The sequence below is a fragment of the Betaproteobacteria bacterium genome, from assembly GCA_009377585.1.
In the GTDB taxonomy this organism is placed as follows: domain Bacteria; phylum Pseudomonadota; class Gammaproteobacteria; order Burkholderiales; family WYBJ01; genus WYBJ01.
In genome coordinates this window covers 1-12,517 of record WHTS01000059.1, presented here as the reverse complement: position 1 = coordinate 12,517, position 12,517 = coordinate 1, and the positions used below count along the sequence as shown (strand labels likewise).

The window sequence follows — 12,517 nt, the reverse complement described above, 5'->3', positions numbered from 1 at the left end:
CCGCGCTGGCGTTCCCGTCCGTCTCCGGCGCAGCCCGCGCCGTCATCGAGCACAGCGCGGGAGACAGCGCCGAAACCATCTAGCCCATTCAACGCCAGCCAGCCACACGGTCGCGCGCCGACAGCCAGCCATTGCGTTTCCTCCAGCAAGAAAGGAAATACCGATGGCAATCGGAAAATCGCGGGCAGCGGCCGCAGCGGCTTGCCTTGCATTCACGACCGGGGCGGCGGGCCAGGTCAAGCTCGAGCAGCGTCTGCCCGAAGTGACCGTGCGTCCGGCGCCGCTGCCGCAATCGCCCTACGGCCCCGACGAGGGCTACCAGGCTGCGCGCAGCACCACGGCGACCAAGACCGACACGCCGTTGCTCGAAACGCCGCAAGCCGTCACGATCGTGACCCGCGAGCGGATCGAAGACCAGGGCGCGCAGAACCTGCAGGATGCGCTCAACTACGCCGCCGGCGTGCGCTCCGATGCCTACGGGCTCGATTCGCGCAGCGACAACGTCCGCGTGCGCGGCGCCTATCCCGACGAATACCGCGACGGCCTGCGCCGCATGGTCGGCTATTACACGAGCAACACGCGCACCGAACCGTACACGCTCGAGCGCATCGAGGTGCTGCGCGGTCCCTCCGCGATGCTCTACGGGCAAGGCAGCACCGCCGGCATCATCAACATGGTGAGCAAGCGTCCGCTCGTCGAGCCCCTGCGCGAGATCGGCGTGCAGCTCGGCAACTACAATCGCAAGCAGATCCAGGCCGACCTCAGCGGACCGCTCGATGCTGAGGGCCAGTGGCTTTATCGGCTGGTCGCGTTGGGGCGCGACAGCGACACGCAGGTCGATTACGTCGATGACGATCGCAAGGTGGTCGCGCCCTCGCTCACCTGGCGGCCGAGCGCGGCGACCTCGCTCACGCTGCAGGCGCTGTGGCAGGACGACCACTCCGGGTCGACCTCGCAGTTCTTTCCGTTCAAGGGCGTGGTGCTGCCCAACCCGAACGGCCGCATTCCGACACGCCGGTTCGTCGGCGATCCCGACAAGGACCGCTACGATTCCGAGCGCAAGGAGCTCGGGTGGCTGAGCCTGCGCGGGCCGACAATCCGCGCAGCAAACTGCACCAGACGGGCATCTACCTGCAGGACCAGATGCGGATCGGCAACTGGATCGTCGTCGTCGGCTTGCGGCGGGATCGGGCGAAGAACAGCCTCGAAGGCTCGCCCGACGAAGTCGATCGCGCCACCACGCGCCGCGGCGCGCTCATGTACGTGTTCGACAGCGGCGTGGCGCCCTACGTGAGCTACAGCGAATCGTTCACGCCGATCGCCGGCACCAATCTCGCCGGCGAGCGCTGGACGCCAACGCGCGGAAAGCAGCGCGAAGTGGGTTTGAAGTGGGAGCCGCCCGGACGGCGGCTCTCGATCAATCTCGCGCTCTACGAGCTCGACGAGGAGAAGCGCCAGGTGCCGGACCCGAACAATGCGCTCGATCAGGTGCAGGTCGGCCGCACCCGAACCCGAGGGCTCGAGCTCGAGATGGTCGGCCGGGTGCTCCCCGGCCTCGACATCGCCGCGCATTACAACTACATCGATATCGACGAGACGCTCGAGGCCCTGCCCGAGCATCAGGTCGGGGTGTGGGGCACCTACCGTTTCGCACTCGGCGACATGCCGGGGTTCATGGCCGGCGCAGGCGTGCGCTACATGAGCGCGTTCACCGACGGCGCGGCGCCCGAAACGCCGTCGGTCACGCTGTTCGACGCCATGCTGGGCTACGACCGCGGCGCGTGGCGTTACGCCTTGAACGTTCACAACCTCACCGACAAGGTCTACGTCAGCACCTGTCTTGGACGCGGCGACTGCTGGTGGGGCTCGCGCCGCACCGTTATGGCGAGCGCTCGTTACCGGTTCTGATCGGATTCAGGGACCAGGTCTTGATTCTTGCGCTGCCATGCAAGGCTCTGCAGGCGTGCGACCGTCCTTGACGCAAGATTCAAGGCCTGACCGCGTAACCATCTTCGACCTTCGGGATACCTGACCCCGTTCGGAGCAGCCATGCGACAATGCGCTCGGCGAGGTGCTCCGGTTGCAGCTCAACATTTCCATCGTCATGCAGCGCACGCCGCTCGCGAACCGCTGGGCGGCCGAGCGGTGGGAGCCGGTTGCGGTCGCGGTCGAGCCGCAATCTGACAACCACGGGCACGCTTTTTTCTTGCAGGCCGACTCCGATGCCGGGACGCGCTGGTGTTTCACGGGGTTCGCGCTGGAACTGCACCGTTCCGAGGCCGACGGGTATCATCTCAACCTGACGGCTCCGGCGCCCATGGTCTTCATCATGTGGCGCATGCTCGAGCCCGAGTCGATGGAGGCGGGCGGCCCGGCCGCCCGGCCGGAATTGGCGACTGTGAGCTACAACGAAGCCGCCCGGATGCTCGACGGCGGCGAGCAGGTCGACGGATTACCGATGCCGGCTGTGATCCGGGAATGGATGACGCCGTTCGTCGCCGAGCACTACAAGCCCGAGCCCAAGCGCAAGGTCCGTCGCCGCGATCCGTTGCGCGACGAAGCACCGCCCGATCCTGCGCTTCGTCCGTCCACGAATACCGATGAGCCGCAACGCGAATGACGCGCGACGCTGATCAGCCGGCTGCCGCGCCGGCGAAGGACGAACCCTTTCTGCAGCGGTGGTCGCGCCGGAAACTGGCCGCGGCACGCGACGCGGCCCCGGAGGTGGCGGCGCCGGCGATCGAGCAGCCGCCTGCACCCGCAACCGCACAAAGCGGGGATCGCAACGCAGCCGCGCGGCAGCCTGCATCCCCGGAGCCGCCGCCGCCGCTGCCCCCGGTCGAGTCGCTTACGTTCGAATCCGACTTCCGCGCTTTCCTGCAGCCGCACGTGGCCGAGGACCTGAAGCGCCAGGCGCTCAAGAAGCTCCTGCACGATCCGCGCTTCAACGTGATGGACGGGCTCGACGTCTACATCGACGACTATTCGGTGCCGAGTCCGCTCGAGCCTGCCCTCGCGCGCAGCCTTGCGCAGGCCCGCTATATCTTCGAGCCGCCGCCGACGCGCGTGAACGCCCAGGGGCATGTCGAGGACGTTCCTCCGGCCGAGGCGGACGCACCGGGCGAGGGCCATGGCGGAACCGAAGATCGGATCGTCGAAGAGCGCGCGACCGAAGTCCACACCGTCGAAGACCGCACAACCGAAAACCACACTATCGAAGACTGCACGACCGAAGACCACAAGACCGAAGACCACAAGACCGAAGACCACACCACCCCGCCCGCATTCGCGGGCACCCCGCTTCATGAGAGGCGGGGAGATGCTGTCGCGAGGCGGGGAGATGCTGTCGCGGATTTTCCTCGTGCCGAGGAGAGGCGGGATGACTCGGTTCTTCCCCTCCTGACAAGGAGGGGCGGGACGCGCGGCTGCGCGGACGGGGTGGTCGAAAAGCGCCTGGACCAGGCCGCCGCACCCGCGCGCGAGAGCACGCCGCCGGATCAAATGCGCAAAGAAGGAGAAGCACCCCGATGAGCGGCCTGCGCGGCAAGCAGCTGCACATCTGCTCGTGCAACGCCAGCATGCCGCTCGATGCACAAGGGCTCGGCCGGGCGCTCGGGCTTGTGGAGTCGCCCCGGATCGCCACGGCGCTTTGCCAGCGCGAGCTGGCGCAATTCGCCGACGCGGTGAGCGGGGATGCGCTGGTCGCCTGCACGCAGGAGTCGCGGCTGCTCGGCGATTGTGCGGAGGAGCGCGGCCGCACTCAGACCATTCGCTTCGTCAATATCCGCGAAACCGGCGGCTGGTCGCAGCAGGCGAAAGCAGCAACACCGAAGATCGCCGCGCTGCTGGCGGCGGCGGCCTTGCCCGATTCCGATCCGGTTCCCGCCGTCTCGTACAAGTCGGAAGGCCAGCTGCTGATCGTCGGGCCCCTGGATGCGGCGCTGCACTGGGCCGGCGTGCTCGCCGGCCAGCTCGCGGTCGCGGTGCTCGCGACCGGACGCAGCACAGGAACCGAGCTGCCGGCCGAGCGCAACTTTCCGGTTTTTTCGGGCAGGCTCGCGCGCATCGGCGGCTGGCTGGGTGCATTCGAGGTGGAATGGGCGCAGGACAATCCCATCGACCTCGACCTGTGCACGCGCTGCAACGCCTGCATCCACGCCTGCCCCGAGAACGCCATCGACTGGAGCTATCAGGTCGATGCCGCGCGCTGCCGTGCGCACCGGGCTTGCGTCACGGCTTGTGGCGTCGTCGGCGCCATCGATTTCGAGCGCCGCGAGCCGAAACGCATGGAGCGTTTCGACCTGGTGCTCGATCTGCAGCGCGTGCCGCACTTGCGCATGCATCAGCCGCCGCAGGGGTATCTGAGCCCTGGCGCCGACCCGGTCGCGCAGGCGCAAGCCGTCGCCCGGCTCGCCACGCTGACGGGCGAGTTCGAGAAACCCAGGTACTTCGCTTACAACGCCTCGATCTGCGCGCACAGCCGCGCGAAGAAGACCGGTTGCTCGCGCTGCATCGATGTGTGCTCGACCGAGGCGATTCGCGCCGACGGCGACCACGTCCGGGTCGAACCGCACCTGTGCATGGGCTGCGGCGCGTGTGCGACCGTGTGCCCGTCGGGTGCCATGACATACGCCTATCCGTCGGTCCCCGATACGGCGCGGCGCATGCGCACGATGCTCCAGACCTATGCCGCTGCCGGCGGCCGCGATGCATGCCTGCTGCTGCACGCGGAAGCGGGACGCCCTGTGCTCTCGCGCCTCGCGCGGCGCCATCGCGGCCTGCCCGCGCGCTGTTTACCGCTGGAAGTGCAGCACGTCGCTTCAACCGGGCTCGACACGTGGCTCGTCGCGGCGGCGTACGGCGCGAGCCAGGTGGCTGTCCTGCTCGCCGGTGACGAGGCCCCGGCGTATCGCGAGGCGCTCGCTGCGCAAATGGAAATCGCCGAAACCATCGTCCAGGGGCTGGGTTACGACGGACCGCACTTCCGCTTGTTCGAGGCAGGCGATGCGGCGGCGCTCGATCGCGAGCTGTGGGATTGGCCGGCTGGACGCTGCGTCCAGACGCCTGCCACGTTTGCCGCCGGCAGCGACAAGCGCACCAGCGTCTTCATGGCGATCGAGCATCTCGCGAAACAGGCACTGCATGCGCGGGAAGAGATCCCCTTGCCGGCCGGCTCCCCGTTCGGCACGATCGAAGTCGATCGAGACGCCTGCACGCTGTGCCTCGCCTGCGTCGGCAGTTGCCCGACGAGCGCCCTGCTGGACAACCCGGCGAAGCCGCAGCTCTCCTTCATCGAGCGCAATTGCGTGCAATGCGGGCTGTGCGCCGCGACCTGCCCCGAGAACGCGATCGCGTTCTCGCCGCGGCTTGCGCTCGGCGCGGAATCCAAGTCCGCCCGCGTCCTGCACGAGACGGCGATCTTCAACTGCATCGCGTGCGGCAAGGCGCTGGGCACCGAAAAGATGATCGGCACGATGCTGGCGAGGCTCGCCAGCCACTCCATGTTCGCCGAACCGGGTGCGCTGGAGCGGCTCAAGATGTGCGCCGACTGCCGGGTCATCGACATGATGAAGCAAAAGGGCGGTGTGGACATTCGCGATGTCTGAGATCGCGCATATTTCCGGCAACCAGCAAGCCTTACTCGATCCGCTCCTGCCGGAGGATCAGACCCGCGCCGACTTCTACGCATTGCTGGCGCGCCTCTACGCCGATGGACCGGATCGGGGACTGCTGCAGGCGATCGCGGCGGCAGCGCCGCTCGGTCCCCCGATGTTCCTGGACAGGGTCGACAGCAAGGCGTTCGGGCTCGGTAATACGTGGGACAACCTACGCGCCGCGAGCAGCGTGATGGATTCCGAAGCAGCGCAGCAGGAATACATCGATCTTTTCATCGGTGTCGGCAAGTCCGAAGTCAATCTGCACGGCTCGCACTGGCTCACCGGATTCATGATGGAGAAGCCGTTGGCGGAATTGCGCAAGGCGCTCGCCCTGCTCGGGCTGCAGCGCGCAGCGCATGCCACCATGTTGGAAGACCACCTCTCGGCACTGTGCGAAACGATGCGCCTGCTGATCGCGGGAGACCCTGGCCGCGCACCGGCGGACGCCGGGGAGCAGCATCGGTTCTTCGGCGCCTACATCGAGCCCTGGTTCGAACGCTGCACGGGAGCGATATGTGCGCATACCGGGGCAAATTATTATCGCCCTGTCGCGGAATTCACGGAATCCTTCATGGTGCTCGAACGGGAATCGTTCGCCATCGACTGACGAGCAAAGCACCGCACTGAGGTGCGCATACACATGGGACGGAGGTGAATGTGGGCGATACAAAATCTGGAACGAGCTCGATTCCCGGCAAGCCCGCGCATGCCGCCGCCAAACCGGATGAGAAGCGGCGCCGCTTCCTGCTTTCGCTCGGTGCCGGCGGTGCCGGTGCGGCGGCTGCCGGGGTGGCTGCCGCGGCTGGCACCGTGGCTCCCGCCGAGACCGCGCCGAAAAGCAAGTCATCGGGCTATCGCGAAACCCAGCACGTGCGCGACTACTATCGCAGCGCCAGGACCTGAGGAGGCGAGCCATGCTGACCAGGAAGAACGCGGGTGCGGCCGGCGCGAGTCCTCGGCTGCGCCGCCTGAACGCGGCGAAAGTGCCAACCATGGACCGGCGAACGTTTCTCAAGCGCTCGGGCCTGGTTGCAGGCGCCGGTGCGTTCGCAAGCCAGCTGCCCTACGGCACCATGCAGACGGCCCCGGTCGCCAACGCCGCCGAGGCCGTACAGCGCGAGGTGCACCGCACCGTCTGCACCCATTGTTCGGTCGGTTGCTCGATCGACGCGGTGGTCGAGAACGGGGTCTGGGTGCGGCACGAGCCGGTTTTCGATTCGCCGCTGAACCTCGGCGCCCATTGCGTGAAGGGCGCCTCCGTGCGCGAGCACGGCCATGGCGAGTTCCGCCTGAAGTCGCCGATGAAGCTGGTCGACGGCAAGTATCAGAAGATCAGCTGGGACCAGGCGATCAACGAGGTCGGTGACAAGATCCTCGCGCTGAAGAAGGAAGCCGGCCCCGATTCCATCTACTGGGTGGGCAGCTCCAAGCACAGCAACGAGCAGGCGTATCTGATGCGCAAGTTCGTGTCGCTGTTCGGCAGCAACAACTGCGACCACCAGGCGCGCATCTGCCACTCCACCACCGTCTCCGGCGTGGCCAACACCTGGGGCTACGGTGCGATGACCAACTCGTACAACGACATGGGCAACACCAAGTGCGCGTTGTACATCGGCTCCAATGCCGCCGAGGCACACCCAGTCTCGATGCTGCACATGCTGCACGCGAAGGAAACCGGCGCCAAGATGATCGTGGTCGACCCGCGTTTCACGCGCACCGCGGCCCACGCCGACGAGTACGTGCGCATCCGCTCCGGCACCGACATTCCGTTCCTGTTCGGCGTGCTCTATCACATCTTCAACAACGGCTGGGAAGACAAGCAGTACATCAACGACCGCGTGTACGGGATGGACAAGGTGCGCGAGGACGTGATGGCGAAGTGGACGCCGGACAAGGTCACCGAGGTGTGCGGCGTGCCCGAGGCACAGGTGTTCATGGTGGCCGAAATGATGGCCAAGAACCGCCCCTCGACCCTGGTCTGGTGCATGGGCCAGACGCAGCACACCATCGGCAATGCGATGGTGCGCGCCTCCTGCATCGTGCAGCTCGCGCTCGGCAACATCGGCGTCTCCGGTGGGGGCGCCAACATCTTCCGCGGCCACGACAACGTGCAGGGCGCCACCGACGTGGGGCCGAATCCGGATTCGCTGCCCGGTTACTACGGCGTTTCGGCCGGCTCGTGGAAGCACTATGCCGCGGTCTGGAACGTGCCCTACGAATGGATGCAGCAGCAATTCTCCCCGGGCATGATGGAGAAGCCGGGGCTGACGGTTTCGCGCTGGATCGACGGGGTGCTGGAGAACAACGAGCACATCGACCAGCCTTCCAACCTGCGCGCAATCGTGTTCTGGGGCCATGCGCCCAACAGCCAGACGCGCGGCAAGGAAATGGTCGAGGCGATGAAGAAGCTCGACATGATCGTCGTCATCGATCCGTATCCCTCGGCAACCGCGGCCATGGCCGCCATGGTGCGCAAGGAAGGCGTCTACCTGCTGCCGGCATGCACCCAATTCGAGACCTCGGGCTCGGTGACCGCATCCAACCGCTCGCTGCAGTGGCGCGAGCGCGTGATCCGGCCGCTGTTCGAATCGCAGACCGATCAGGCGCTGATGGCCGCGTTTGCGAGGAAGCTCGGCTTCGGCGAACAGATGCTCAAGAACTACGACATGGTGAAGCCCGACGGCGACGCGAAGATGGAAGAGCCGTCGCCGGAATCGATCCTGAAGGAGCTCAACCGCGCCAACTGGACGATCGGCTACACCGGGCAGTCGCCCGAGCGCCTCAAGCTGCACATGAAGAACCAGCACACGTTCGACGTGAAGACCCTGCGTGCGAACGGCGGCCCCTGCGACGGCGATTACTACGGTCTGCCGTGGCCGTGCTACGGCACGCCGGAGCTGAAGCACCCGGGCTCGCCCAACCTCTACGACCATTCGAGATCGCTCATGGACGGCGGCGGCTGCTTCCGCGCCAACTTCGGCGTCGAGCGCGACGGCGTCAACCTGCTCGCCGAAGACGGGTCGTATCCGAAGGACAGCGAGCTCACCACCGGCTATCCGGAGTTCGACCACGTGCTGCTGAAGAAGCTGGGTTGGTGGGAGGATCTCACGGCAGGCGAGAAAAAGGCGGCCGAGGGCAAGAACTGGAAGACCGATCTCTCCGGCGGCATCCAGCGCGTGGCGATGAAGCACGGCTGTCATCCGTTCGGCAACGCGAAGGCGCGCGCGCTGGTGTGGAATTTCCCCGATGCGATACCGCAGCATCGCGAGCCGCTGTACTCGCCGCGTCCCGACCTGATCGAGAAGTATCCGACCCACGACGACAAGAAGGTGTTCTGGCGCCTGCCGACGCTGTACAAGTCGGTGCAGGAGAAGAACAAGAACATCTCGCAGCAGTTTCCGCTCGTGCTCACCAGCGGCCGGCTGGTGGAGTACGAAGGCGGAGGCGAGGAGACGCGCTCCAATCCGTGGCTCGCCGAACTGCAGCAGGAATGCTTCGTCGAGATCAATCCGAAGGATGCGAACGATCGCGGCGTGCGCCACGACGAGTACGTCTGGGTGAAAACGCCGACCGGCGCGCAGTTGAAGGTGAAGGCGCAGGTGACCGAGCGGGTGGGCGCCGGCACCAGCTTCATGCCATTCCACTTCTCGGGCTGGTGGATGGGCAAGGACATGCTCGCCTACTATCCCGAGGGGGCGCACCCGATCGTGCGCGGCGAGGCCGTGAACACTGCCACCACCTACGGCTACGACTCGGTGACGATGATGCAGGAGACCAAGACGACGTTGTGCCAGATCGAGAAGATGAGTGCCTGATGCGAGTGTCAGCCTAGACCCAGGGGGCGTACACCATTTTCCTTGCGGAAGATCGTGTGCATCCCGATTCCGGAGAACGCCATGGCCCGAATGAAATTCATCTGCGATGCGGAGCGGTGCATCGAATGCAACAGCTGCGTCACCGCCTGCAAACAGGAGCACGACATCCCCTGGGGGGTGAACCGGCGTCGCGTGGTCACGTTGAACGACGGCGTTCCGGGCGAGCGCTCGATCTCGGCGGCGTGCATGCATTGCTCCGATGCGCCCTGCATGGCCGTGTGCCCGGTCGACTGCTTCTATAAGACGGACGATGGGGTGGTGCTGCACGACAAGGACTTGTGCATCGGCTGCGGTTACTGCTTCTACGCCTGTCCGTTCGGCGCGCCGCAGTTTCCGCAGGACGGCGCCTTCGGCCTGCGTGGCAAGATGGACAAGTGCACCTTCTGCGCGGGCGGGCCGGAGCCGGACGGTTCGCAGGCCGAGTTCGAGAAGTACGGGCGCAATCGTCTGGCCGAAGGCAAGCTCCCGGCCTGCGCCGAGATGTGCTCCACCAAGGCTCTGCTCGGCGGCGACGGCGACGTGCTGGCGGACATCTTCCGGACCCGCGCGATGGCCCGCGGCAAGGGCTCGGAAGTCTGGGGCTGGGCCACCGCCTACGGCCGTCCGGAAACCAAGCCGGGCTCGTCCGGGCCGCAAGAGAAACCCGCGCCGAAGGCGCCGGCAAACGCGAGCGGAGGCAACTCATGATGCCCCGGGCGCTCGTTTCGCTGCTGCTCGCCGCTGCCGGCATCGCTGCGTTCGGCCTGGCCGGATGCGGCGAGCGCGAGCAGACCGCCCACTACGAGGAGGGCCGCTATCGCGGCAAGCCGGACACGCCGCCGTACCAGGCCGCGCCGTTCAACGGCGACGTACAGAAGTACAACGCGGCGATGCGGGAGCGCGCGCAGAACCAGAACGAGTACAACCGGATCAAGTAACGGGAAGCTGCGGAGGCCTTTATGCGAGACAGCTCGATCCTGCCCGCGTGCGCGATGCTCGCTGCGCTGCTCTGCCTTTCAGGAGCCGCCGTTGCACAGTCGCCCGCAGTGAATCCCGAGGATGCCGAGCGTGCGCGCGCGCAGCAGGAGCGCCAGGCAACGCAACCGGGAAATAACGCGCCGGTGTGGCGCGACGTGCGCTACGGCGAACCGAAGGTGAGTCAGGTCCGCGGCCGCGAGACCAACGTGCTGATCCAGTCCGAAGGGCAGACCTGGCGCGCGGCCCGGGTGCCGATGGCCACCACCGGCGGGTTTGCGTTCTCGCTAGCGCTGCTGGGTATCCTCGGCTTCTATATGTGGCGTGGACCGATTCAGCTGACCGAGCCGCCGACGGGCCGCCGGATCGAGCGCTTCACCCGCGTGCAGCGGATCGTGCACTGGACGGTTGCGATCGTCTTCACCACCCTGGGCATCACCGGGCTCATCATCACCTTCGGCAAGAACGTGCTGCTGCCCGTGTTCGGCTACACGGTGTTTTCCGTGGTCGCGATGGCGGCGAAGATCCTGCACAACTTCGTCGGCCCGGTGTTCGTCGTGGTGCTGCCCATCATGATCGTGATGTTCCTGAAGAGCAACCTGTTCAAGTCCTACGACTGGCCCTGGCTCAAGCGCTTCGGCGGCATGATGGACCGCACGGGCCGCTCCGAGGTGCCCTCGGGCAAGGCCAACGCCGGGCAGAAGATTCTGTTCTGGCTGATGGTCGTGGCGATCGGCATCACCGCCGCGGTCACCGGCTTGATTCTCGACTTCCCGAATTTCGACCAGACGCGCCAGACGATGCAAATCGCCAACGGCATCCACATGGTCGCCGGTCTCGGCGGCATCATTCTGCTCGCCTTTCACATCTATCTGGGCACTGTAGGCATGCGGGGTGCTTACGACGCGATGCGCCATGGCTATGTGGACGAGTCGTGGGCAAGACAGCATCACCGCATCTGGTACGACGACGTGATGAGCGGCAAGGCATCGCACGGCGGAAAGCGCGTGAAGGTGATCGAGCCGGGAAGCGGTGCCGCTTGATCGATCGACGAAAAGGAGCCGCCATGCATCCTGTCCGTATGACGATCGCAGCTGGCGCGTTGCTGGCGTGTTGCGGCAGCGTCGTGGCCAAGCTGCCGCCGCCGACGCCGGAAGAGGAGGCCAAGGCCGCGCAGGCCCTGGAGAAGAAGAAGGCGGCCGCCGCGGAAGCCCAAGAGGGGACCAAGCGTGCGCAGGACCGTGTCGCCGAGCGCTACATCGCCAGGATGGCGGCCAAGGGAATCACCGTGCACCCCACGCCGGTCGATGGTCCGACCACCGCGGCGGTGACCACCGCGCCCGGCAAGACGCCGGCGGAATCGGATACCGGCCAAGCGCCCGAGCGAAAGGGCACCGGCAAGGGCGGGAAGTCTGCCGGCGAGGATGCGATCCACTCCGATGCCGGCAAGGATTCGAACAAGAAGTAGCCGCACAACGGATCGAACGCGCATTGCCAATCGCGATCGTCGCGATAGCGACGGGGTATGTGCGCTCGTCGCGAATTCAATCGGTCGCACTCGTCGACCTGACCCCCTTCCCGCCTTGATTGCAGCAGTCGTTTGATAAGCTTCGGGCTGAAGAGCAAATACAAATGCCCGATGCAACGCTTCTGATCACGCTGCTCGCACTGCCGTTCGTCGGCAGTGTCGTGGCGGCGCTGCTGCCGGTGAACGCCCGCAATGCGGAAGCATGGCTTGCCGGCAGCATCGCGCTGGCGGCGCTGTTCGTGGTGTCCGCCTGCTTCCAATCGATCTCGGTCGGAACCGTCCTTCAAAGCCGCCACGCCTGGCTGCCGCAGTTCGGGCTCGATTTTCGGCTGCGCATGGACGGGTTCGCGTGGTTGTTCGCGTTCCTCGTCACCGGCATCGGTTTTCTGGTAGTGCTGTATGCGCGCTACTACATGTCGCCGCGCGATCCCGTGCCGCGCTTCTTCTCCTTCCTGCTCGCGTTCATGGGCTCGATGCTCGGCGTGGTGCTGTCGGGGAATCTC

10 protein-coding genes and 2 pseudogenes are annotated in these 12,517 nt (G+C 66.2%); all 12 read left to right on the top strand.

The features are described 5' to 3' along the window. Positions 1-163: 163 nt before the first annotated feature. Positions 164-1,908, top strand: a pseudogene (locus GEV05_18070) (TonB-dependent receptor). A gap of 196 nt (positions 1,909-2,104) precedes the next feature. Next, the gene (locus GEV05_18065) at positions 2,105-2,620 is read left to right on the top strand and encodes a DUF3305 domain-containing protein (GenBank protein ID MPZ45260.1); all 516 of its coding nucleotides are present in this window, start codon (positions 2,105-2,107) and stop codon (positions 2,618-2,620) included. Continuing rightward, positions 2,617-3,015, top strand: a pseudogene (locus GEV05_18060) (DUF3306 domain-containing protein). The gene GEV05_18065 and the pseudogene GEV05_18060 overlap by 4 nt, the downstream one beginning before the upstream one ends. Positions 3,016-3,527: 512 nt before the next feature. Continuing rightward, entirely contained in the window at positions 3,528-5,606 is a 2,079-nt protein-coding gene (locus GEV05_18055) for a 4Fe-4S dicluster domain-containing protein (protein MPZ45259.1), read from the top strand. Beyond that, entirely contained in the window at positions 5,599-6,264 is a 666-nt protein-coding gene (locus GEV05_18050; protein ID MPZ45258.1) for a hypothetical protein, read from the top strand. Before GEV05_18055 ends, GEV05_18050 begins: the two co-directional genes overlap by 8 nt. Before the next feature lie 80 nt (positions 6,265-6,344). Further along, positions 6,345-6,560, top strand: a complete 216-nt coding sequence (locus GEV05_18045; GenBank protein ID MPZ45257.1) for a formate dehydrogenase — start codon at positions 6,345-6,347, stop codon at positions 6,558-6,560. 11 nt (positions 6,561-6,571) lie between these two features. Beyond that, on the top strand, positions 6,572-9,472 hold the full coding sequence (locus GEV05_18040) for a molybdopterin-dependent oxidoreductase (protein ID MPZ45256.1): 2,901 nt from the start codon (positions 6,572-6,574) through the stop codon (positions 9,470-9,472). A gap of 81 nt (positions 9,473-9,553) precedes the next feature. Then, positions 9,554-10,219: a 4Fe-4S dicluster domain-containing protein gene (locus tag GEV05_18035; GenBank protein MPZ45255.1), complete on the top strand. Its 666-nt coding sequence runs from the start codon at positions 9,554-9,556 to the stop codon at positions 10,217-10,219. After that, positions 10,219-10,449, top strand: coding sequence for a hypothetical protein (locus GEV05_18030; GenBank protein ID MPZ45254.1), 231 nt, complete (start codon positions 10,219-10,221; stop codon positions 10,447-10,449). The genes GEV05_18035 and GEV05_18030 overlap by 1 nt, the downstream gene beginning before the upstream one ends. 21 nt (positions 10,450-10,470) lie before the next feature. Beyond that, positions 10,471-11,529, top strand: coding sequence for a formate dehydrogenase subunit gamma (locus GEV05_18025; GenBank protein ID MPZ45253.1), 1,059 nt, complete (start codon positions 10,471-10,473; stop codon positions 11,527-11,529). A 23-nt stretch (positions 11,530-11,552) separates the two neighbouring features. Beyond that, positions 11,553-11,954, top strand: a complete 402-nt coding sequence (locus tag GEV05_18020) for a hypothetical protein (GenBank protein ID MPZ45252.1) — start codon at positions 11,553-11,555, stop codon at positions 11,952-11,954. Between the two features lie 158 nt (positions 11,955-12,112). Next, positions 12,113-12,517, top strand: a 405-nt coding sequence (locus tag GEV05_18015) for a monovalent cation/H+ antiporter subunit A (GenBank protein ID MPZ45251.1), incomplete at its 3' end; no start/stop codon positions are given.

Coding starts and splice junctions, on each gene's coding strand:
- GEV05_18065 (MPZ45260.1), top strand. CDS start 2,105: ATGCAGCGCACGCCGCTCGCGAACCGCTGGGCGGCCGAGCGGTGGGAG.
- GEV05_18055 (MPZ45259.1), top strand. CDS start 3,528: ATGAGCGGCCTGCGCGGCAAGCAGCTGCACATCTGCTCGTGCAACGCC.
- GEV05_18050 (MPZ45258.1), top strand. CDS start 5,599: ATGTCTGAGATCGCGCATATTTCCGGCAACCAGCAAGCCTTACTCGAT.
- GEV05_18040 (MPZ45256.1), top strand. CDS start 6,572: ATGCTGACCAGGAAGAACGCGGGTGCGGCCGGCGCGAGTCCTCGGCTG.
- GEV05_18035 (MPZ45255.1), top strand. CDS start 9,554: ATGGCCCGAATGAAATTCATCTGCGATGCGGAGCGGTGCATCGAATGC.
- GEV05_18030 (MPZ45254.1), top strand. CDS start 10,219: ATGCCCCGGGCGCTCGTTTCGCTGCTGCTCGCCGCTGCCGGCATCGCT.
- GEV05_18025 (MPZ45253.1), top strand. CDS start 10,471: ATGCGAGACAGCTCGATCCTGCCCGCGTGCGCGATGCTCGCTGCGCTG.
- GEV05_18020 (MPZ45252.1), top strand. CDS start 11,553: ATGCATCCTGTCCGTATGACGATCGCAGCTGGCGCGTTGCTGGCGTGT.